This is a genomic window from Gordonia humi (assembly GCF_014197435.1).
GTDB classification, from domain to species: Bacteria; Actinomycetota; Actinomycetes; order Mycobacteriales; family Mycobacteriaceae; genus Gordonia; species Gordonia humi.
In genome coordinates this window covers 1118725-1140242 of record NZ_JACIFP010000001.1, presented here as the reverse complement: position 1 = coordinate 1140242, position 21518 = coordinate 1118725, and the positions used below count along the sequence as shown (strand labels likewise).

Annotated in this window: 18 protein-coding genes and 3 rRNA genes; 8 read left to right on the top strand and 13 right to left on the bottom strand. The window is 63.9% G+C overall.

Translation table 11 applies throughout. From position 1 onward, the window contains the following. Window positions 1-73 precede the first annotated feature (73 nt). On the top strand, window positions 74-736 hold the full coding sequence (locus tag BKA16_RS05155) for a GNAT family N-acetyltransferase (protein WP_183369652.1): 663 nt from the start codon (window positions 74-76) through the stop codon (window positions 734-736). Between the two features lie 56 nt (window positions 737-792). Here the strand turns inward: BKA16_RS05155 and BKA16_RS05150 are convergent, their stop codons facing one another. After that, entirely contained in the window at window positions 793-1737 is a 945-nt protein-coding gene (locus BKA16_RS05150) for an SDR family oxidoreductase (RefSeq protein WP_183369651.1), read from the bottom strand. Between the two features lie 48 nt (window positions 1738-1785). After that, window positions 1786-2574, bottom strand: a complete 789-nt coding sequence (locus tag BKA16_RS05145) for an SDR family oxidoreductase (protein WP_183369650.1) — start codon at window positions 2572-2574, stop codon at window positions 1786-1788. 62 nt (window positions 2575-2636) lie between these two features. On the opposite strand from BKA16_RS05145, the gene BKA16_RS05140 reads away from it, so the two are divergent. From BKA16_RS05140 to BKA16_RS05125, 4 genes are read left to right on the top strand one after another with little or no spacing between them, the layout of a single operon-like run. Then, entirely contained in the window at window positions 2637-3434 is a 798-nt protein-coding gene (locus BKA16_RS05140) for an enoyl-CoA hydratase family protein (protein ID WP_183369649.1), read from the top strand. Between the two features lie 3 nt (window positions 3435-3437). Further along, complete coding sequence (locus BKA16_RS05135) at window positions 3438-4331, top strand: CoA transferase subunit A (RefSeq protein WP_183369648.1); 894 nt, start codon at window positions 3438-3440, stop codon at window positions 4329-4331. Then, on the top strand, window positions 4328-5083 hold the full coding sequence (locus BKA16_RS05130; RefSeq protein ID WP_183369647.1) for a CoA-transferase: 756 nt from the start codon (window positions 4328-4330) through the stop codon (window positions 5081-5083). The genes BKA16_RS05135 and BKA16_RS05130 overlap by 4 nt, the downstream gene beginning before the upstream one ends. Beyond that, window positions 5080-6162 (top strand): nitronate monooxygenase, encoded by a 1083-nt coding sequence (locus BKA16_RS05125; RefSeq protein ID WP_183369646.1) that lies wholly within the window; start codon window positions 5080-5082, stop codon window positions 6160-6162. Before BKA16_RS05130 ends, BKA16_RS05125 begins: the two co-directional genes overlap by 4 nt. A gap of 213 nt (window positions 6163-6375) precedes the next feature. On the opposite strand, the gene rrf is transcribed toward BKA16_RS05125, so the two are convergent. The 5 genes from rrf to BKA16_RS05100 form a co-directional block, all read right to left on the bottom strand. Beyond that, a 5S ribosomal RNA gene (rrf, locus tag BKA16_RS05120) occupies window positions 6376-6492 on the bottom strand. An 84-nt stretch (window positions 6493-6576) separates the two neighbouring features. Next, window positions 6577-9697, bottom strand: a 23S ribosomal RNA gene (locus tag BKA16_RS05115). A gap of 433 nt (window positions 9698-10130) precedes the next feature. Continuing rightward, window positions 10131-11652 (bottom strand): 16S ribosomal RNA (locus BKA16_RS05110). The 16S, 23S and 5S rRNA genes sit together here, the layout of an rRNA operon. 538 nt (window positions 11653-12190) lie before the next feature. Next, the gene (locus BKA16_RS05105) at window positions 12191-13174 is read right to left on the bottom strand and encodes an RNA polymerase subunit sigma-70 (protein WP_281378451.1); all 984 of its coding nucleotides are present in this window, start codon (window positions 13172-13174) and stop codon (window positions 12191-12193) included. A gap of 1 nt (window position 13175) precedes the next feature. Further along, on the bottom strand, window positions 13176-13613 hold the full coding sequence (locus BKA16_RS05100) for a VOC family protein (protein WP_183369644.1): 438 nt from the start codon (window positions 13611-13613) through the stop codon (window positions 13176-13178). 119 nt (window positions 13614-13732) lie between these two features. On the opposite strand from BKA16_RS05100, the gene BKA16_RS05095 reads away from it, so the two are divergent. Further along, the gene (locus BKA16_RS05095; protein WP_246371660.1) at window positions 13733-14050 is read left to right on the top strand and encodes an XRE family transcriptional regulator; all 318 of its coding nucleotides are present in this window, start codon (window positions 13733-13735) and stop codon (window positions 14048-14050) included. A gap of 16 nt (window positions 14051-14066) precedes the next feature. On the opposite strand, the gene BKA16_RS05090 is transcribed toward BKA16_RS05095, so the two are convergent. Together BKA16_RS05090 and BKA16_RS05085 are read right to left on the bottom strand one after the other, a co-directional pair. Beyond that, window positions 14067-14606: an MOSC domain-containing protein gene (locus tag BKA16_RS05090; RefSeq protein WP_183369643.1), complete on the bottom strand. Its 540-nt coding sequence runs from the start codon at window positions 14604-14606 to the stop codon at window positions 14067-14069. Window positions 14607-14622: 16 nt separating this feature from the next. Then, entirely contained in the window at window positions 14623-14985 is a 363-nt protein-coding gene (locus tag BKA16_RS05085) for a nuclear transport factor 2 family protein (protein ID WP_183369642.1), read from the bottom strand. Between the two features lie 71 nt (window positions 14986-15056). Here BKA16_RS05085 and BKA16_RS05080 point away from each other — a divergent pair, with 71 nt between their 5' ends. Both BKA16_RS05080 and BKA16_RS05075 read left to right on the top strand, forming a co-directional pair. After that, entirely contained in the window at window positions 15057-15935 is an 879-nt protein-coding gene (locus BKA16_RS05080) for a LysR family transcriptional regulator (protein ID WP_183369641.1), read from the top strand. Window positions 15936-15944: 9 nt separating this feature from the next. Next, the gene (locus tag BKA16_RS05075) at window positions 15945-17051 is read left to right on the top strand and encodes a methyltransferase (RefSeq protein ID WP_183369640.1); all 1107 of its coding nucleotides are present in this window, start codon (window positions 15945-15947) and stop codon (window positions 17049-17051) included. Window positions 17052-17186: 135 nt separating this feature from the next. Here the strand turns inward: BKA16_RS05075 and BKA16_RS05070 are convergent, their stop codons facing one another. The 4 genes from BKA16_RS05070 to BKA16_RS05055 all read right to left on the bottom strand — a co-directional run bounded on the left by BKA16_RS05070 (window position 17187) and on the right by BKA16_RS05055 (window position 21512). Beyond that, a complete protein-coding gene (locus tag BKA16_RS05070) occupies window positions 17187-17786 on the bottom strand; it encodes a TetR-type transcription factor C-terminal domain-containing protein (protein WP_183369639.1) in 600 nt (199 codons plus the stop codon). 45 nt (window positions 17787-17831) lie between these two features. Further along, entirely contained in the window at window positions 17832-18455 is a 624-nt protein-coding gene (locus tag BKA16_RS05065; RefSeq protein WP_183369638.1) for a TMEM175 family protein, read from the bottom strand. A gap of 159 nt (window positions 18456-18614) precedes the next feature. Further along, a complete protein-coding gene (locus BKA16_RS05060; protein WP_183369637.1) occupies window positions 18615-20123 on the bottom strand; it encodes an aldehyde dehydrogenase family protein in 1509 nt (502 codons plus the stop codon). Between the two features lie 234 nt (window positions 20124-20357). After that, window positions 20358-21512, bottom strand: coding sequence for an acetyl-CoA C-acetyltransferase (locus BKA16_RS05055; RefSeq protein ID WP_183369636.1), 1155 nt, complete (start codon window positions 21510-21512; stop codon window positions 20358-20360). Window positions 21513-21518 lie beyond the last annotated feature (6 nt).

The following is a 21518-nucleotide window of genomic DNA, read 5'->3' as shown; positions in this document are numbered from 1 at the left end:
GGGCAAGACGACCCGCAGAACTTACCTCTGGGTAGACCTGCCGGTAACAGAGAAATCGTGCAACGATCGGTCTATGACAGATTTGGACCAGACCACCACCCGTCGTGACATCACCGAAGCACTGCTCACCGCCCTCGAGCGTCGACACGAGGTTCTGGACACGATCGTCGAAGCCGACGACCGCGACTCCGCAGCTACCGCGATCGCCGACCTCCTCGGCAAATCGAAGGTCGGCGCCGAAGCCGTTCTGAACATGTCGTTCCACCAGCTCACCAAGGCCGCACGCCGCAAGAACCAGAGCGAGCTCGACGACCTGAACCACGCGATCACCTTCACCTCCGCCGAACGGCCCGCGAGCAGCGGCGACACGATCGATCTGCGGCCGTTTTCGGCGAACGACGACGCTGATCTCTTCGCCGAACGCACCGCGGAACAGGGCGTCGCGGGCGACGGGTCCGGCGCGCCGGCAGGCGAGATCGGCGAGGAGATCGCCAGCGGAGTCGGTCGCGTCGACAACGAGGACGCGGTCTGGCTCGTCGCCGTCGAAGACCAGGAGAAGGTCGGGATCGTGTTCGGCGAACTCTCCGACGGGGAGGTGGACGTTCGCATCTGGATCCGTCCCGAGCGTCGCAAGCAGGGCTACGGCGTGGCCGCACTGCGCCGTTCACGCGCCGAGATGGCCGCGTACTTCCCCGGCGTTCCGATGGTGGTGCGCGCGCCGGGCCGAAGCGCCTGAGAACCGACGACGACGGCAGGACCGCCTCGCGGTCCTGCCGTCGTCGTCGGTGAATGTCAGCGTGCGCCGTACGCTCGAACCTGCTCCGGCGAACGCGCGATCAGCCCGCGGACGACGTCGCCGAGTTCGCTCGGCACCCAGCGCGCGCCCTTGTCCTGAGACGCCGCACGCTGCCACCCGTCGAGCACGGTCACCGTGCCGCCTTCCACTTCGAACAGCCGACCGGTCACGTCGTCGGCGTCGGCGGACGCCAGCCAGACGACGAGCGGCGAGATGTTCGCCGGATCCATCGCGTCGAACGATCCATCGGTCGGCGCCGCCATCTGCGCCGCCATCGCCTCGCCCGCACCCATCGTCATCTGCGTGCGGGCCGACGGTGCGATGCCGTTGACGGCGATTCCGTAACCGCCGAGCTCGGCTGCGGCCTGAATCGTCAGCTCCGCGATCGCGGCCTTCGCCGCCGCATAGTTGCCCTGTCCGACCGAGCCGAAGATGCCCGCCCCCGACGACGTGTTGACGATGCGCGCCGCGCGGGTGCGACCGGCCTTCGCCTCGCCCCGCCAGTAAGCGGCCGCATGCCGAAGCATCACGAAATGCCCTTTGAGGTGCACGCGGACCACCGCGTCCCACTCGTCCTCGCTGAGCGAGACCAGCATCCGATCGCGAAGGAATCCGGCATTGTTGACCAGCGCGTCGAGGTGTCCGAACTCGCTGACCGCGGTCGCCACGATCGCGGCTCCGGTGTCCCAGTCCGCGACGTCGCCCGCCGCGACCACCGCCTCTCCGCCCGCCGCTTCGATCTCGGCGACGACCGCCGCGGCCGAGTCGGCGGCGTAGTCGTTCACCACGACCTTCGCGCCGTCGGCGGCGAACGCCAGAGCGTGCTGCCTGCCGATGCCCTGTCCAGCCCCCGTCACTATCACGACGCGCGCGCCTCCTTCCCCCGACCGTGCGTCCTCTCCCGCCGATCGAGCGGAGTCGAGATCACTGTTCCCTGTCATGTTCACTTCTTTCTCTCAGGTCGTTCGGCGCTGCGGGCACACCGCTGCTCACACCGCGTTGCCGGAGTTCGCGGCATCGAGAAATGCCGGCTTCTCGCCACCACCGTGGACGGTCAGCGTGGAGCCGGTGATGTAGGAGGCGAGCGGGGACAGCAGAAACGCGACGGCCTGCCCCACGTCGGACGGCAGGGCGAGCCTGCCCATGGGAATCGTCCGACCGACCGCGGCGATCCCGTCCTCGTCGCCGTAGTGCAGCTGCGACAGCTCGGTCTGAACGGGCCCGCAGACGACGGAGTTGAGACGCACCGCGGGCGCCCATTCCACCGCGAGCGAGGTGGTCGCGTTGTCGAGTCCGGCCTTGGCCGCGCCGTAGGCGGAGGTGCCCGGGGACGGACGGTGTCCGCTGACACTCGAGACGTTGACGATGGCTCCCCCACCGTCCTGTTCACGCATCGCGGCGAAGGCAGCACGCGAGACGATCAGCGGCGAGAGCAGGTTCAACTCGAGGATCTTCTGCGTGAACCGATCCGACGCGTCGGCGGCCAGCGCGAACGGCGACCCGCCCGCGTTGTTGACGACGCCGTCGAGCCGCCCGTGACGTTCGACAATGCCGCCGATCATCGACTCCACCGCGGCGGAGTCGCGGACATCGCACGAGACGAAGTCACGACCGGCGACCGACGACTCCGGCTCTCGCCGAGCACAGACCACGACGTGCGCGCCGTGCGCCTGCAGGACGTCGGAGACACCCGCACCGACGCCTCGGGCTCCGCCCGTCACCAGGACCGTCCGACCTGCGAGTCCTAGATCGGCACGCGTGTGCGCTGTTTCACTCATGGGTGCTACCCTACCGGACAAGCAAGCATTTGCTTGGGTCACTGCGAGATGAAGGAGCAGATGTGCCGATAACCACCTCCCGTGTCGAATCGGGAATCGTCACCGTCACGGTCGACTTTCCACCGGTCAACGCCCTGCCGAGCGCCGCCTGGTTCCAGTTGGCGGATGAGATCCTGACGGCCGGCGCCGATCCGGAGACCTCGGTCGTCATCCTTCGTGCCGAGGGACGGGGCTTCAACGCGGGTGTCGACATCAAGGAGATGCAGTCGACGTCCGGGTTCGACGCGCTCATCGGCGCCAACAAGGGATGCGCGGCGGCGTTCTCCGCGGTGTACGACTGCGCCGTCCCGGTGATCGTCGCCGTGAACGGATTCTGTGTCGGCGGCGGCATCGGTCTGGTGGGCAACGCCGACGTGATCGTGGCCTCCGACGACGCGGTGTTCGGCCTGCCCGAGGTGGATCGTGGAGCGCTCGGCGCTGCGACGCATCTGGCCCGGCTCGTTCCTCAGCACATGATGCGCACCCTCTACTACACCGCGCAGAATGTGACCGCCGAGCAGTTGGTGCGCTTCGGATCGGTGTATCGCGCCGTGCCCCGCGACGAACTGCTCGATGCCGCACTCGAGGTGGCCCGCATGATCGACACCAAGGACACGAGGGTGATCCGTGCGGCGAAAGCCGCAATCAACGGCATCGATCCCGTCGACGTCAAGCGCAGCTATCTGTTGGAGCAGCGGTACACGTACGAGCTGAATCTGGCCGGGGTGGCCGACGAGCACCGCGATGCCTTCGTCGCCGGAGCCGCGAGCGAACGGGACGGATCAACCGCCGCCGAGACCGGCGAATCGAAAGGAGAGTAGGAGATGGCGTTCCGAGACAAGACAAGCACCCTTGCCGAGGCCGTCGGCGAGTTGCGGGACGGGATGACGATCGGGATCGGCGGGTGGGGTTCGCGTCGCAAACCGATGGCGCTGGTCCGTGCGCTCGCGCGCAGCGATGTGAAGGATCTGACGATCGTCACCTACGGGGGTCCGGACCTGGGTCTGCTGTGTGCCGCGGGCAAGGTGAAGCGGGCCTACTACGGTTTCGTCTCCCTCGACTCCGCGCCGTTCTACGATCCGTGGTTCGCGAAGGCACGGACGTCCGGTGCGATCGAATCCCGCGAGATGGACGAGGGCATGCTCAAGGCCGGTCTGCAGGCCGCGTCCACCCGCCTGCCGTTCCTGCCTGTCCGCGCCGGCCTCGGTTCCGCTGTCTTCGACTTCTGGGAAGGCGAGCTCACGACCGTCGAGTCTCCGTATCCGGACACCGACGGCCGGACCCAGACGCTGGTCGCGATGCCCGCCCTCACCCTCGACGCGGCGTTCGTCCACCTCGATGCCGCCGACGTCCACGGCAACGCCGGCTACAGCGGCGTCGACCCGTACTTCGACGACCTGTACATGGGATCGGCCGCGAACCGGTACCTCGAGGCAGATCGCATTCTGCCGACCGACGAACTGTTCGCCGAGTTCGGACCGCAGCGGCTCGTGCTGAATCGGATGAACGTCGACCGCGTCGTGCACGCCCCGAACGGCGCGCACTTCACGTTCGCCGGAGGCTACGGCCGCGATGAGGCGTTCCAGCGGTTCTATGCCTCGTCCGCCGCCGACGATGAGGACTGGGCCGCGTTCCGCGCCCGTTTCCTCGACGTCGATGAGGCCGTCTATCAGGAAGAAGTGACCCGTTGGCACGCGGAGCAGGAGGACCAGAAGTGAGCACCGCAGAGATCACCCGCGCCGAGTACTGCGCCGGCGCGTGCGCAGACATCTTCTCCGGGGCCGGCGAGATCATGGCGTCGCCGATGGCGCCGATGGCGTTGATCGGCGCCCGCGTCGCCCGTCTTTCGACCGAGCCCGATCTGCTGATCACCGACGGTGAGGCGTTCCTCCTGTCGGACACTCCGGCGGTGGGAGCCGCCGGCGCCGCCGAGGGATGGATGCCGTTCAGCAAGGTGTTCGACGTGATCGGCAGCGGCCGTCGTCACGTCGTGATGGGCGCCAATCAGATCGACCGGTACGGCAACCAGAACCTGTCCGCGTTCGGCTCCCACCGACAGCCGACCCGGCAGATGTTCGGTCTGCGCGGAGCACCCGGCAACACGCTCGGTCACGCGACCAGCTATTGGGTGGCACGACACTCCACTCGAGTGTTCGTCGACGCTGTCGACATCGTGTGCGGCGTGGGATTCGACAAGGTCGACGCCGCCAACCCGGCCTTCGACGACCTGAACATCCATCGGGTCGTCACCAATCTCGGTGTCTTCGACTTCGACGGACCGGGCCGCACCATGCGCGCCCGCTCGCTGCATCCCGGTGTGGCGGCCGGGGAGGTCGCCGAGAACACCGGCTTTCAGATAGCGGGTCTCGAGTCCGCACCGGTCACCGCTCCTCCGTCGGAGGAACAGCTCCGTCTGATCCGCGAGGTGGTCGACCCGCGCAGCACCCGCGATCGCGAGGTCAAGTCGTGACTGCTCCGTCGCTGAGCACGCGGTTCACCGATCTGGTCGGCGTCCGCTATCCGATCGTGCAGACCGGTATGGGATGGGTGTCGGGGCCGTCGTTGACGGCCGCCACCGCGAATGCGGGTGGTCTGGGCATCCTCGCGTCGGCGACGATGACCTATGCCGAACTCGAGGCGGCGATCGCGAAGACGAAGTCGTTGACCGACAAGCCCTTCGGCGTGAACCTCCGTGCGGATGCCACCGATGCGGCCGAGCGTGTCGACCTGTTGATCCGCGAAGGAGTGAAGGTCGCGTCGTTCGCGCTGGCTCCCAAGAAGGAGCTGATCGCGAAGCTCAAAGACAACGGTCTGGCCGTCGTCCCGTCGATCGGTGCGGCGAAGCACGCGGTGAAAGTCGCCTCGTGGGGTGCCGATGCGGTGATCGTGCAAGGTGGTGAGGGGGGCGGACACACCGGTCCGGTCGCGACCACCCTGCTGCTGCCGTCGGTGATCGATGCTCTGGGCGGAGCCGGTCGGACATCGATCCCGGTGGTGGCCGCCGGCGGATTCTTCGACGGTCGCGGCCTGGTCGCGGCTCTGGCGTACGGCGCCGAGGGGGTGGCCATGGGAACCCGATTCCTGTTGACCGCCGATTCCGCGGTGCCCGACAGTGTGAAGCAGGAGTATCTGCAGCGTTCGTTGACCGATACGGTCGTGTCGACGAAGGTCGACGGGATGCCGCACCGGGTGTTGCGCACCCGGTTGGTGGAAGCACTCGAGAGCGGCTCCGGGGCGAGGGCTCTGACGGCGGCCGCGCGCAACGCCAATGAGTTCAAACAGATGACGGGCATGAAGTGGGCGACGATGTTCCGTGACGGCCTGTCGATGCGCAAGTCCGGGGACCGTACTTGGCAGCAGATCATCATGGCCGGGAACACGCCGATGCTGTTGAAGGCCGGTCTGGTCGGGGGAGACACCCAAGCGGGTGTTCTGGCGTCGGGCCAGGTGGTCGGGATGATCGACGATCTTCCGTCGTGTGAGGAGTTGATCCAGTCGATCATGGTGCAGGCGCACGACCGTCTTGCCGCGCTAGCCGGGTCGCATTGATTCGAGCGCATTGAATTCGGTCGCGAAAACAGTAGAGGCCGCAGGCGATCCGCCTGCGGCCTCTACTGATTCGACCGATGTTCGTACTTTCACAGCCGTGTCGTCTCACGGATGGTCGAGTGATCAGATCGCTGTTCCGACCGATCTCGTATCGGGGTGCAGACAGCAGTGGGGCCCCTGACCTGTCACAGATCAGGGGCCCCACCAAGTAAATTACGGCAGTGTCCTACTCTCCCACACCCATTACAGTGCAGTACCATCGGCGCTGGCAGGCTTAGCTTCCGGGTTCGGAAAGGGACCGGGCGTTCCCCCACCGCTAAAACCACCGTAAAAACACAAGACACACACAAACACGTGTGTTGCCTCAGAAGCAAATAGTGGATGCAAACAACCAAACAAAAACGTGTGAGCATTGTATGTAAGCCCTCGGCCTATTAGTACCAGTCACCTCAACACATTACTGCGCTCACAATTCTGGCCTATCAACCCCATCATCTCTAGGGGGCCTTACCCAACCAAAGTTGGTAAGAAACCTCATCTTGGAACAGGCTTCCCGCTTAGATGCTTTCAGCGGTTATCCCTTCCGAACGTAGCCAACCAGCCGTGCCCTTGGCAGAACAACTGGCACACCAGAGGTCCGTCCGTCCCGGTCCTCTCGTACTAGGGACAGGATTCCTCAAGTTTCTACACGCGCGCGGCGGATAGAGACCGAACTGTCTCACGACGTTCTAAACCCAGCTCGCGTGCCGCTTTAATGGGCGAACAGCCCAACCCTTGGGACCTACTCCAGCCCCAGGATGCGACGAGCCGACATCGAGGTGCCAAACCATCCCGTCGATATGGACTCTTGGGGAAGATCAGCCTGTTATCCCCGGGGTACCTTTTATCCGTTGAGCGACACCGCTTCCACACGCCGGTGCCGGATCACTAGTCCCGACTTTCGTCCCTGCTCGACACGTACGTCTCACAGTCAAGCTCCCTTGTGCACTTACACTCAACACCTGATTGCCAACCAGGCTGAGGGAACCTTTGGGCGCCTCCGTTACACTTTAGGAGGCAACCGCCCCAGTTAAACTACCCACCAGGCACTGTCCCTGAACCCGATCAGGGTCCGAAGTTAGAAGCCCAATACGATCAGAGTGGTATTTCAACAACGACTCCACACACACTAGCGTGCACGCTTCACAGTCTCCCACCTATCCTACACAAACCGTACCGAACACCAATACCAAGCTATAGTGAAGGTCCCGGGGTCTTTTCGTCCTGCCGCGCGAAACGAGCATCTTTACTCGTACTGCAATTTCGCCGAGCCTGTGGTTGAGACAGCAGAGAAGTCGTTACGCCATTCGTGCAGGTCGGAACTTACCCGACAAGGAATTTCGCTACCTTAGGATGGTTATAGTTACCACCGCCGTTTACTGGGGCTTAAATTCTCAGCTTCACCACCAAAGTGGTTAACCGGTCCTCTTAACCTTCCAGCACCGGGCAGGCGTCAGTCCGTATACATCGTCTTACGACTTCGCACGGACCTGTGTTTTTAGTAAACAGTCGCTTCTCTCTGGTCTCTGCGACCACCACCAACTCCAGACGCGAAGTCCTTCACCAGCAATGGTCCCCCTTCTCCCGAAGTTACGGGGGCAATTTGCCGAGTTCCTTAACCACAGTTCACTCGATCGCCTTAGTATTCTCTACCTGACCACCTGTGTCGGTTTGGGGTACGGGCCATGCACCAACTCACTAGAGGCTTTTCTCGGCAGCATAGGATCACTGAATTCACCACAACGGCTACGCATCACCTCTCAGACACACAGAACACGGATTTACCTATGTCCCGTCCTACAGGCTTACACCAGCACAACCAACGACTGGCCCAGCTACCTTCCTGCGTCACCCCATCGCTTGACTACTACACCCAAGGTCCCATGCAGCCACCACCACAACAATCCGAAGAAAGCCACAGCAGCTTTTGGATGGTTAGTACAGATGATTCACCACTTGTCGCGAGTGCACGGGTACGGGAATATCAACCCGTTGTCCATCGACTACGCCTGTCGGCCTCGCCTTAGGTCCCGACTCACCCTGGGCGGATTAACCTGGCCCAGGAACCCTTGGTCATTCGGCGGACAAGTTTCTCACTTGTCTTTCGCTACTCATGCCTGCATTCTCACTCCCACACCCTCCACACCTAGATCACTCCGGCGCTTCCACGGATGCAGGACGCTCCCCTACCCACCCACACCACTAGACAGGAAAACCTGCCGATGTTCTCGTGTGAGTGCCGCGGCTTCGGCGGTGTACTTGAGCCCCGCTACATTGTCGGCGCAGGATCACTTGACCAGTGAGCTATTACGCACTCTTTCAAGGATGGCTGCTTCTAAGCCAACCTCCTGGTTGTCTAAGCGACCCCACATCCTTTTCCACTTAGTACACGCTTAGGGGCCTTAGCCGGCGATCTGGGCTGTTTCCCTCTCGACTACGAAGCTTATCCCCCGCAGTCTCACTGCCACGCTCTCACTTACCGGCATTCGGAGTTTGGCTGACGTCAGTAACCTAGTAGGGCCCATCGGCCATCCAGTAGCTCTACCTCCAGTAAGAAACACGTGACGCTGCACCTAAATGCATTTCGGGGAGAACCAGCTATCACGGAGTTTGATTGGCCTTTCACCCCTACCCACAACTCATCCCCTCCATTTTCAACTGAAGTGGGTTCGCGCCTCCACAACCTCTTACAGCTGCTTCACACTGGCCATGGGTAGATCACTCCGCTTCGGGTCTAGACCCAGCGACTACACGCCCTATTCAGACTCGCTTTCGCTACGGCTACCCCACACGGGTTAACCTCGCCACTGAGCACTAACTCGCAGGCTCATTCTTCAAAAGGCACGCCATCACCCCACAACAATAGAGGGCTCTGACGGATTGTAAGCGTCCGGTTTCAGGTACTATTTCACTCCCCTCCCGGGGTACTTTTCACCTTTCCCTCACGGTACTAGTCCGCTATCGGTCACCAGAAAGTATTTAGGCTTACCGGGTGGTCCCGGCAGATTCACAGCAGATTCCACGAGCCCGCTGCTACTTGAGAAACACTAAAGCCAGTCATCGCGTTTTCGGTTACGGGACTCTCACCCACTACGGCAGACCATTCCAAGCCACTTCACCTAACACAACAATTTTTTACTGACCCCACCGCCGGCAGACGATGACATAATGCCCTCACAACCCCACACGCACAACCCCTGCCGAGTATCACATACGCATGGTTTAGCCTCATCCGCTTTCGCTCGCCACTACTCACGGAATCACTCTTGTTTTCTCTTCCTATGGGTACTGAGATGTTTCACTTCCCCACGTTCCCTCCACACCCGCTATACATTCACGAGTGGGTAACACGACATAACTCGTGCTGGGTTTCCCCATTCGGACACCCTCGGATCACAGCTCGTTTGACAACTCCCCGAGGACTATCGCGGCCTACCACGTCCTTCATCGGCTCCTGGTACCAAGGCATCCACCGAACGCCCTAAAACACTTACAACAACACCCACAAACACACCACAACCACCACCCCCACAAGTGCGGGAAACAGTCGACTGTGACACGAATGTGGACATCACATTTTCATTGAAATTGCAATACACACCTTACATGTAAGATGCTCGCATCCACTATCTACTTCTCAAACAACACACACCCACCCGACCCACCACACAACACGTGCGCGGACATCCAGCAAGCACGAAGAAACACACCCAGTGTATTCCCTCAGAACCCCGATAGCGTGTGACATCCCAGCATGCCGGTCACCCGACACACCCCCACCACCAGCAAGCACCACATCGATGCTCACCAGCACGACCGGCACCACCAGGGTGCCCGCCGCAGGCGTGGATTTCTTGTGTTTCACCCATGAACACACACTCGCCCATCCTGCGTTCGAGGACAGCACGAGAGTGTTGTGTGCTCCTTAGAAAGGAGGTGATCCAGCCGCACCTTCCGGTACGGCTACCTTGTTACGACTTCGTCCCAATCGCCGATCCCACCTTCGACAGCTCCCTCCCACAAAGGGGTTAGGCCACCGGCTTCGGGTGTTACCGACTTTCATGACGTGACGGGCGGTGTGTACAAGGCCCGGGAACGTATTCACCGCAGCGTTGCTGATCTGCGATTACTAGCGACTCCGACTTCATGGGGTCGAGTTGCAGACCCCAATCCGAACTGAGACGCGCTTTAAGGGATTCGCTCCACCTCACGGTCTCGCAGCCCTCTGTACGCGCCATTGTAGCATGTGTGAAGCCCTGGACATAAGGGGCATGATGACTTGACGTCATCCCCACCTTCCTCCGAGTTGACCCCGGCAGTCTCCTGCAAGTCCCCGGCATAACCCGCTGGCAATACAGGACAAGGGTTGCGCTCGTTGCGGGACTTAACCCAACATCTCACGACACGAGCTGACGACAGCCATGCACCACCTGTACACCAACCACAAGGGAACACATATCTCTATGCGCGTCTGGTGTATGTCAAACCCAGGTAAGGTTCTTCGCGTTGCATCGAATTAATCCACATGCTCCGCCGCTTGTGCGGGCCCCCGTCAATTCCTTTGAGTTTTAGCCTTGCGGCCGTACTCCCCAGGCGGGGTACTTAATGCGTTAGCTACGGCACGGAATCCGTGAAATGGACCCCACACCTAGTACCCACCGTTTACGGCGTGGACTACCAGGGTATCTAATCCTGTTCGCTCCCCACGCTTTCGCTCCTCAGCGTCAGTTACTACCCAGAGACCCGCCTTCGCCACCGGTGTTCCTCCTGATATCTGCGCATTTCACCGCTACACCAGGAATTCCAGTCTCCCCTGTAGTACTCAAGTCTGCCCGTATCGCCTGCACGCCTGCAATTGAGTTGCAGAATTTCACAGACGACGCGACAAACCGCCTACGAGCTCTTTACGCCCAGTAATTCCGGACAACGCTCGCACCCTACGTATTACCGCGGCTGCTGGCACGTAGTTGGCCGGTGCTTCTTCTCCAGGTACCGTCACTTGCGCTTCGTCCCTAGCGAAAGAGGTTTACAACCCGAAGGCCGTCATCCCTCACGCGGCGTCGCTGCATCAGGCTTGCGCCCATTGTGCAATATTCCCCACTGCTGCCTCCCGTAGGAGTCTGGGCCGTGTCTCAGTCCCAGTGTGGCCGATCACCCTCTCAGGTCGGCTACCCGTCGTCGCCTTGGTAGGCCATTACCCCACCAACAAGCTGATAGGCCGCGGGCCCATCCCACACCGCAAAAGCTTTCCACCCGATACCATGCAGCATCAGGTCATATCCGGTATTAGACCCAGTTTCCCAGGCTTATCCCAGAGTGCAGGGCAGATCACCCACGTGTTACTCACCCGTTCGCCACTCGAGTACCCCCGAAGGGGCCTTTCCGTTCGACTTGCATGTGTTAAGCACGCCGCCAGCGTTCGTCCTGAGCCAGGATCAAACTCTCCAACAAAAAATATTGAAAACACAGTTTTCAACACAAGCCAGAAAGCATAAAGCCTGACCAAATCCAAAAAACTGACAAGAATAACAATCATCAAACAACACGACACAACCACACGGCCGTGTCATGTTTGTTCACAAAATAGTTTTCCTGCCACAAAAAATAATCTTTATGTGGCACAAGAAAATTTCTGTCACACACTATCGAGTTCTCAAAGAACACACACCCACCAGCACCACCCCGACATGGTCGGGTCGACCTCCAGTGAACATATTTCATTGTGTATCGGCCGTTTCAGGCCAACTCTTCCAACCTACCAGACTGGAATACCCTCGGCAAACCTGAGGTTCATTCACTGTTTCCAGGGGAGAACGTTCATGTTCGCTTTGGGCGCTTCTCGACTGTACTCGACCCGACCGCGAAGTCATAATCGCGGACATGGGGGGTAGTCGATGCCGGCGCGGCCGGAGCCGCGCTGACTCGACATAAGTTACGCACTTCCCAACGAAGGGTCAAATCGGCAGGTCAACGGGGGGAACACCGATGCTCATCGTCGCCCATGGAGGATGTCGGGGAGGCCTGCCAGAGGAAACAGGTCGTCGTCGAAGAAGGCACGGACGTGCGAGACCCGCTCGTCGACGATGGTGAGGACGTCGAGCTGGAACGGGCGCCACACGTCGCCGTCGCGCAGGTACATGCCGGCCGCGGGCATTCCGTTGCAGACGGTTCGGACCATCCTGAGATCGCCGGCGACGGCCGCGGGGCACTGCGTCGAAGTGAGCACGCCGATCTCGGCCGCTCCCCGGTACCACCCCGGGAACGGCGGCATCTCCCAGATCGCGTCGGCGGCGAGCACCCCGACGACCCCGTCTACGTCGTGATCCTCGAAGGCTCGGCAGAAGTCGTCGAAGACTCGGCGTTCGCGTTCGGTGAGTTCCGCGGCACGTCGACCGTCCCGGCGGGTGCCCTCCCCCATCGTCTTGCGTGCTCGAGCCAGTGCGCTGTTCGCCGCGGCGACGGTCATCTCGAGCAGTCCTGCCGTCTCGGCCGCGCTGAACGCGAGGACGTCGCGCAGGATGAGCACCGCGCGTTGACTCGCGGGAAGATCTTGTAGAGCGGCGATCACCGCGAGATCGAGGTCTTCGCGCTCGGCGACCGCGGCGGACGGGTCGCCCAGTGCCGCATCCGGTAGGGGCTGCAGCCAGAGTCGCTCTTCGGCGAGGACCGGAATCCGCGGGTCCGACGACTCCGCGCCCAATCCCGTCGGCATCGGCCGCCGGGCTCGGCCGTCGAGTGCGGTCAGGCAGGTGTTGGTCGCGATCCGGTACAACCAGGTGCGCACCGACGATCGCCCTTCGAATCGGTGAAACGCCTTCCATGCCCGCAGGTACACCTCCTGCAGCACGTCTTCGGCGTCGGTGGCCGAGCCGAGCATGCGGTAGCAGTGCACCAGCAGCTCGGCGCGGTAAGCGGCCGTCTCCGATTCGAAGGAACGCTCGTCGGTCATCGCTTCTCTTCCCGGTCGCGCCAGGTCAGTTCTGGTTCTGCGACGCGTACTCGGCGGGCCCGACCTCGACTGCGGCCGGATCCATCCAGGTGATCTCCCAGGCGTGGCCGTCGAGGTCGTAGTACGACCGTCCGTACATGAACCCGTGCTCCTCAGTGTCTCCCGCGGTGGCGCCTGCCGCCATCGCTTTGTCGACGATCTCGTCCACGCCCTCCCTGCTCTCCGCGCTCAGGCAGATGATCGCGCCACTGACCGCGCGGGGATCGGCGACCTCGCGATCATGGATGAAGGTCTTGTAGAAGCCTCGTTCGAGGAGCATCGCGACGATCGTGTCGCCGAGTTCCAGGGCGAGTGCGTCGCCGTCGCAGAACTTGTCGTTGAACGAGTACCCCATCGATTCGAAGAATGCGCGCGACCGCGTCAGATCGGCGACGGGCAGATTCACGAAGATCATCTTGTGCATGGCAGAGCCTCCAGGTGTGCGGCATCGCTGGTCGATGCCGTCATACGGATAGACCCTCGTCGACCCGGAAACTGATCGGTCTGACGGAAAGATCGTCTCGGCCCAGGCACCATGGAGGCATGACGACCATCAGTTTCCTCATGGACGGATCCCTCGCCCGCGCCGCTCGGCACCTGTGCCAGGTCTCGGCGCGGACCATCGGCCGCGCCGCCGACATCGATCCCGCCGAACTCCGCCGGTACGAGAAGGGTGCGGACATCTTCGACGACGCCCAGATCCAGCGGCTGACCGACGCATTGGTCGCCTACGGTGCGCGGTTCGTACCCGAGGACGAGTTCGGCGGCGTCGGCGTCCGCCGCAAGTTCAGCCGGACCGGCGTGCGGATGATCGAGACGTGGGAGGGCGAAGGCGGGCCGGTCGGCGACGACGACGTCTAAGAAGCCGGAGAACCGGTCACCGTGCCAGTGATCGGATGGTCGGCGCCTCGGCGGGCACGTCGAGCACGGTGATCGCATCGCCCGCGGCGAGCGACCCGCGCTTGACCACTCTCAGATACGGACCGGGGCGTCGCTGCTCGGCGAATCTCTTGACCCAGCCGTCGGAGTCGTCGCCCATCCAGCGCGCGAAGGTCTGACACGGGACACGCGGCGAGGTGACCTCGACGATCACCTCGTCGCCGATCCGCCACCGCTCACCGACCCGGGCACCGTTGACGTCGATTCCCTCGGTACGCAGATTCTCTCCGAAGAACCCGTACGGAATGTCTCGTCCGAGTTCGGACGCCCAGAAGTCGACGTCCTCCTGCGCGTAGGCGTAGATCGCCTTGTCGAGACCCCCGTGGTGTTTCCGATCGGCCTGGACGTCGGCGTACAGCCCGTAGTCGTTCGCTCGTACCGGTCCGTCGACCGGCCCCTTGTCGATCGCGGTCACACCCGATCGCCCGGAGTCCGGGTGCAGGGTGCGGACGACGCAGACGGCGAGGACGGAGGCCATGCGTCGATCGTACGGTCTACCCGGCCGCGGCGAGTATCCCGCGCGGGTCGAACGTGACCTCCACCGCGGTGATCAGCCCGTCCTCGACGTGCATCCAGTTCGCGACGGCGGTCGCCGGTGCTCCGCCCATCCCGAGGTCGAACCAGGTGATGACGTCGGCGTCGTCGGCCACTCGTCTGCGGACGACGAGCGAGTCCGTTCCGGCGGCCATTCCGCCGAGTCCGCGGAGGAACTCGTCGGGTCCGGTCGCGGTGCCAAAGACACCGGTGAACGTGCAGTCCGGTGCGAGGAAGGCGGCGAGGTCGGAGAAGTCCTTCCGCGACCAGCAGGAGAAGTAGAGTTCGGCGATCTGTGACGGGGTGCGGTTGTTCGATGTCATGCGTATCAGCCTCGTCGCCGCCGATCCATCAGTCCAACAGATGATTCTTCTGACAGCTAGCATCAGTGCTTATGGAACTGCACCAGCTGCGCTATCTCGTCAGGGTGGCCGAGCTCGGTTCGTTCACCGCGGCCGCCGCCGATCTGCACGTGAGTCAGTCCGGCGTCTCGGCTCAAGTCGCGAAGCTCGAGCACGAGGTCGGCCATCGGCTGCTCGATCGGCGGGGCAGGACGATCGCCCCGACCGACGCGGGCAGGGCCGTGCTGCCGTACGCGCGCGCCGCCCTCGACTCGGTCGCGAACATCACGACGGTGAGCGACGAGTTGTCCGGACTCGTGCGCGGTTCGCTTCGACTCGGCACGGTCATCGGCTGCACGATTCCCGGCTACCTCGCCGGGTTCGCCCACTTCCGCAGCGTTCACCCCGGCGTCTCGGTGTCGGTCGTCGAGGACAACTCCGATCGACTGCTCGCCGACCTCGTCGCCGGGCGGCTCGACGTCGTTCTCGCTGCGCACGCCGATCCGCTTCCCGCCGGAGTCACCGGGCACACCATCGTCCGCGAACCTCTCGCAGCGGTGGTCCGACGCGACCGTGGGTGGGCGTCACGGACCGCCATCGCGTGTGCCGACCTCGCCGATGCGACGGTGCTGACACTTCCCGCGGGGACCGGCGTCCGGACCGCGTTGACCGCGACGTGCGCGGCCGCCCGCGTCGAGGTGACGCCCGCGGTGTCTGCGCATTCGCCGGAATCCGTTCTCGCACTGGTCGAGCTCGGAAGCGGAGTCGGGGTATTGACCGCGACGATGGCCGCCGGACACGGTGACCTCGTCTCGATCCCGATCTCAGAATCGGTGCAGACATCGCTGTCACTCGCCGTGGGCCCGACCCCGTCGGCGGCTGCTCGAGCGATGGTCACGATGCTCACCGAGCGTCTGACCGCGCCTCGGTAGGCTGCGGTGGTGGATCTGGACGAGTTGAAGCGTTTCCCCGACGTCGACGGGCCGGGGCTGTCGGCATCGGATGCCGCGGACCGCTTGATCCTCGACGAGGCGGGACCGCTGCTCGCGACGGGCGCTGCGGGGACCGTCTCCGTCATCGACGACGCGTACGGCGCGCTCACTCTCGGATCCGGCGCGAAAGACGTCCGCGTCCATCAGGATCTGTTGACCGGTGAGCGGGCGCTCACCGCGAACGCCGAGCGTCTGGGCGCCGACGGCATCACTCATCTTCCTCTGTCACCGGCCGTGGTCGACGGTTCCCGCATCGTACTGATGCGGCTGCCGCGATCGCTCGATCGTCTCGCCGAGGTCGCCGCGCAGATCGCCGCTCACGCCGATCCTGACGTGGTCGTGGTCGCCGGCGGCCGGATCAAGCACATGACCCCGCAGATGAACCGCGTCCTACGCGAGGTGTTCGACCGTGTCGATGTCAGTCACGCACGCCAGAAGTCGCGTGTCCTGTTCGCGCGGGCTCCGCGTCGGGAGGCCGCCGCCGTCGCCCTGGCCGGGTGGCCGAGGACCGAGCAGCACGATGGTCTCACGGTCGCCGCACACGGCGGGGTGTTCGCCGGGACGCGGATCGACGTCGGCACCCGCCTCCTGGTGAGCGTGCTCTACGACGCCGTGCCCGCAGCGGCCACGGCCGTCGACCTCGCGTGCGGCACGGGTGTGGTCGCGGCCGTGCTCGCGTCGGCCCGCCCGGACCTCAGAGTGACGGCCACCGACCGTTCGGCCGCCGCCGTCGCGTCGGCGCGGGCGACGGCCGACGCGAACGGCGTCGCCGACCGGGTCGTCGTGCACCGATCCGACGGTCTGGAATCGTTCCCGGACCGATCACAGGACCTCATCGCACTGAATCCGCCGTTCCACAGTGACGCGGCCCTCTCGACCGGGATCGCCCACCACCTGTTCACCGACGCCGCACGCGCGCTCGCCTCCGGCGGCGAACTGTGGTGCGTCTGGAACTCCCACCTGCGCTACCGCGGATCGTTGGAGCGCATCGTCGGACCGACGAGACAGATCGCGCGGAACGCCAAGTTCACGGTGACCGCGTCCCGGAGGGTCTGATCGGCGAAGGTCTGATCGGACGCTGCGAGCACCGGCGATGTGTCGAAACCACCCGCGCGACGGGCAGCCCCTGCGGTTAGGATCCGCTCACGTCCCGGCCCGCGTTCGGGAGGTCTGTCGACGAAGGTCTATGCGCTACCGCGGCAGCACGCCGTCGAGGACCACGGTGAGGTACTGGTCGGCGATCTCGTCGATCGACTTGGTGCCGCCCGGGCGGTACCAGCGGACGGCCACCCATACGGTGTCGCGGAGGAATCGGTACAGGAGGTCGACGTCGAGGTCCGGGCGGAAGTCGCCGTCGTCGACGCCGCGCTGCAGTACCGACGCCCACAGATCGCGGAACTCGACGTTCCGTTCGTTGATGTAGGCGAACCGCTCCTGCGTGCTCAGACGACGGGCTTCGTTCTGGTAGATCGCCACGGCGGTGTGTCGCGAGTCGATCGATTCGAAGGAGGCGATCACGAACTGCCGCAACGTATCCGCGGCGTCGAGCCCGGCCGCGTCGATCTCGCGGTAGCGATCGAACAGCGCGTCGAGGAACCCCCGCAGAAGCTCGTCGACCATCGACTCCTTCGAGTCGAAGTGGTGATAGAGGCTCCCCGACAGGATGCCCGCGGTATCGGCGATGTCGCGGACGGTGGTCGAGCGCAGCCCGCGTTCGGCGAACAGTTCTCCCGCGATACCGAGCAGTTCGTCTCGTCGGGCCGAGCCCGACGCGGTCGACTTCGCCGCCACCGTGCCTCCTTCGCTTGCGTACGGTTCACCCTAGCAAGTGCTTGGTCACCCTCGGTGTCGTACCGCCGCCCGCAGCATCCGTTGGACTGGCGCGGCGAGGAACAGGACGAACAGCGCGTAGTAGCCGACACCGGGCAGCGTCACGGCGACGACCAGCGCAACGGCGAACAACGCGACCGCCGCCACGTTCTCGATGATCCCCGACTGCTGCTCCGCGTCGGAGAGATCATGCAACTCGGGCCGGCGTCGCAGATACAGGCGGGAGATGAGCGCGATCGTCGGCGTGAGGACCATGGTGCCGATGTACATCGCCTCGGCACCGGTGTCGGACATCTGACCGGTGATGGCGGTCGCGACCGGCAGCCACACGATGGTGAGCATCCACGCGACCGTCATCCACATGAGACCGGTGGTGATCGAGGTGACGCGGGCGAACAGCCTATGGTGATTGAGCCAGAAGACCGCGATCACCAGGAAGCTGATGACGAATGAGAGAAGCTGCTCGTCGTGGTCGGCCAGCCACGACGACGTGGTGGCGTCGCCCGCCTCTCCGACGCTCTCCATCAACGGCAGAATCAACAACGTCATCGCGATCGCGACGACGGCGTCGACGAACGCCTTCGTCCGCTCTGTGCTGAACGCGGCTTCCCGGGCCCTGCTGTCGGTCATCGCTCCCCACTCCCCTGATTGTCGACGACCCGCGGCGCGCGCGGAGAGCCTCACTGTAACGCCGACGAGAAGACCCCGCCGATCCGCAACGGCGAATCGGCGGGGTCTCGACTCGATTCTCTGAGCGGAGTCGAAGGACTCTCGCCCGACAGGAGAACGTCAGCCCTTGGCCGACTTGCGTGAGGCGCGGCTCTGCAGGAAGTTCCACATCTTCATCTGCGCGTTCGTCAGGCGCTTGTCACTCTTGGTGAACGGCGCCGACATGATCTGCGCAAAGCTGATCGGCATGGTCGAGACGGTCACCGCGCGGGCATGGCTGAACGTGTCGAAGCCGAACTTGCCGTGGTAGTTGCCCATGCCCGACCGGCCGACGCCGCCGAACGGCAGGCCGTGCGAGAGCAGGTGCAACGCGAAGTCGTTGCCGCTGATGGAGCCGCTGCGGGTGTTGTCGGCGACGCGCTGCAGGTTCTCGTTGTCGTCGCCGACCCAGTACAGGGTGAGCGGATGGCCGGCCGAGTTGATCTTGTCGATCGCCTCCGACAGGTTGCGGTACGGGTAGACGGTCAGGACCGGGCCGAACACCTCGTCCTCTTCGATCTTCATCCCGGCCTTGACACCGGTCAGGACCGTCGGCGGGATCTTCCGCGCGTCGGCGTCGGGCAACTGCTCGCCTGCCGGGATCACCTGTGTCTTGGTGGCGCCGAGGCCGACGGCGTCGTCGATCAGGCCGACGATCCGGTTGTAGTTCTTCTCGTTGATCGTCGAGGTGTACTCGCCGTTCTTCAGGATGGTCGGGTAGTTCTTCCGCCACCGGGCGACGACCTTCTCGGTGAACTCGCCGACCTTGCTCTCCGGCACGAACACGTAATCCGGGCACAGGCAGACCTGGCCGCCGTTGACCATGCGGGCATCGGCGAGGAAGTTCGCGGCCTCAGTGATGTCCTGGACCGGGTCGACGATCGCGGGGTTCTTGCCGCCGAGTTCGAGGGTGACCGGCGTCAGGTTCTTGGCGGCCTCCTGCGCGACCGACTTGCCGACCTCGGGCGAGCCGGTGAAGAACATGTGGTCGACGTCGAGCTTGGCGAAGTCGGACCCGCCGCCGTGCTTGCTGGTGACGACCGCGAACTCTTCGATGGAGAAGTAGTCGGGTGCGACGCGCGCGATCACGTCGGTCGTCTTCGCGGTGATCGACGAAGGGCGCATCAGAACGCGGTTGCCGGCTGCGAACGCCGAACCGGCGGGCACGATCGTCAGCTGGAGCGGGAAGTTCCAAGGCCCCATGATGCCGACGACGCCGAGCGGGTCGTGACGCAGACGCTGCTTGTATCCCATCAGCCCCTGGAGCTTGGAGACGTTGTCCTCGGCCATCCACTTCTCGACCGACCGACGCTGGTGAGTCAGATCGATCATGCAGCCTGCGACGTCGGCCGCGATCGAGAGCTCCTTGGGGCGAGTGCCGAAGTCCTCGTCGAGAGCGGCGGTGATCTCGTCGGCGTTGTCCAGCAGCATCTGACCGAGACGGTTGATCCGGTCAATGCGAGTCGAGGCGTCGGGGATGCCGTCCCGCAGGAACGCGGCCTTCTGGATCTCGAGCAGTTCAGTGAGACTGTGCGACTCGGACGACACCTTGTCGCCGGCACGTACCGCGGCTTCTGCAGGCTTGGTCATTCGGACCCTCCAACTTCATGACGATCTGCCCATGGGTTGAGACAAATTCTTGATCTCATCCCATCGTAGCGTTCTCGTGGGACGAATCACAGGGGTGAACACATGGTGAGAACGGTTGTTCGCAGATATCGCCGTCGCCCTGAGTCCTCATCGAGTCCTCATCGTGCGACAGCGCGAACGCACTCGAGTCTGACGAGCATCACTCGTGTCACATACGGGGATTCGTGCCGGCCTCTACAGGCGCTCGATGATCGTCACGTTCGCCGTGCCGCCGCCCTCGCACATGGTCTGCAGACCGTAGCGGCCGCCGGTGCGTTCGAGTTCGTTCAGCAGAGTCGCGAACAGTTTGGCGCCGGTCGCACCGAGCGGATGTCCGAGTGCGATCCCGCCGCCGTTCGGGTTGACCCGCGCCGGATCGGCTCCGGTCTCCTTGAGCCAGGCGAGAACCACCGGTGCGAACGCCTCGTTGATCTCGACGACGTCGATGTCGTCGATGCTCATGCCCGCCTTCTCGAGGGCGTGCTTCGTCGCCGGGATGGGCGCGGACAACATCATCACCGGGTCGTCGCCGCGCACCGACATGTGATGGATGCGGGCGCGCGGGGTGAGCCCGTACTGTTTGAGCGCCTTCTCGGACACGACGAGCGCGGCCGACGATCCGTCACAGATCTGCGAGGCGACCGCCGCCGTGAGGTCGGAGCCCTCGGCGAGGACCGGCAGTGCGGCCATCTTCTCCAGCGACGTCTCGCGCGGGCACTCGTCGACGACGCAGTCGCCCAGCGGGACGGTCTCGGCAGCGAAACGCCCCGCGGCGATCGCGGCACGAGCGCGTTCGTGGCTCTGCAGCGCCCACGCCTCCATATCGGTCCGGCTGATGTCCCAGTGCTTGGCCATCATGTCGGCGCCGACGAACTGGCTCACCTCGGCGTCGCCGAACCGTTTCTGCCAGCCGGGCGACTCGGCGGTCGGCGTGGTGAACCCGAGTTCGCGCCCGGCGATCATGGCCTGGCTGATCGGAACGGCGCTCATGTTCTGCAGCCCGCCTGCCAGCACGACGTCCTGCGTTCCGCTCATCACCGCTTGGGCGGCGAAGTGAACGGCCTGCTGGCTGGATCCGCACTGGCGGTCGACGGTGGTGCCGGGGACGCCGAGCGGCATGCCCGCGGTGAGCCATGCGGTGCGCGCGATGTTGCCCGCCTGCGGTCCGATCGTGTCGACGCAGCCGAAGATCACATCGTCGACCGTCTCGGGGTCGATGCCGGTGCGGTCGAGGATCGCGCTGATGACGTGGGCGCCGAGGTCGGCGGGGTGGACGCCGGCGAGTGAACCGCCGCGTTTGCCGACCGGCGTGCGGATCGCGTCGACGATGTAGGCCTGGGGTGCGTTCACGGGTGG

Bases quoted from the DNA above. Each gene is read 5' to 3' on its own strand.
- BKA16_RS05155 (WP_183369652.1), top strand. From the start codon at position 74: ATGACAGATTTGGACCAGACCACCACCCGTCGTGACATCACCGAAGCA.
- BKA16_RS05150 (WP_183369651.1), bottom strand. From the start codon at position 1,737: ATGACAGGGAACAGTGATCTCGACTCCGCTCGATCGGCGGGAGAGGAC.
- BKA16_RS05145 (WP_183369650.1), bottom strand. From the start codon at position 2,574: ATGAGTGAAACAGCGCACACGCGTGCCGATCTAGGACTCGCAGGTCGG.
- BKA16_RS05135 (WP_183369648.1), top strand. From the start codon at position 3,438: ATGGCGTTCCGAGACAAGACAAGCACCCTTGCCGAGGCCGTCGGCGAG.
- BKA16_RS05100 (WP_183369644.1), bottom strand. From the start codon at position 13,613: ATGCACAAGATGATCTTCGTGAATCTGCCCGTCGCCGATCTGACGCGG.
- BKA16_RS05095 (WP_246371660.1), top strand. From the start codon at position 13,733: ATGACGACCATCAGTTTCCTCATGGACGGATCCCTCGCCCGCGCCGCT.
- BKA16_RS05090 (WP_183369643.1), bottom strand. From the start codon at position 14,606: ATGGCCTCCGTCCTCGCCGTCTGCGTCGTCCGCACCCTGCACCCGGAC.
- BKA16_RS05085 (WP_183369642.1), bottom strand. From the start codon at position 14,985: ATGACATCGAACAACCGCACCCCGTCACAGATCGCCGAACTCTACTTC.
- BKA16_RS05080 (WP_183369641.1), top strand. From the start codon at position 15,057: ATGGAACTGCACCAGCTGCGCTATCTCGTCAGGGTGGCCGAGCTCGGT.
- BKA16_RS05065 (WP_183369638.1), bottom strand. From the start codon at position 18,455: ATGACCGACAGCAGGGCCCGGGAAGCCGCGTTCAGCACAGAGCGGACG.
- BKA16_RS05060 (WP_183369637.1), bottom strand. From the start codon at position 20,123: ATGACCAAGCCTGCAGAAGCCGCGGTACGTGCCGGCGACAAGGTGTCG.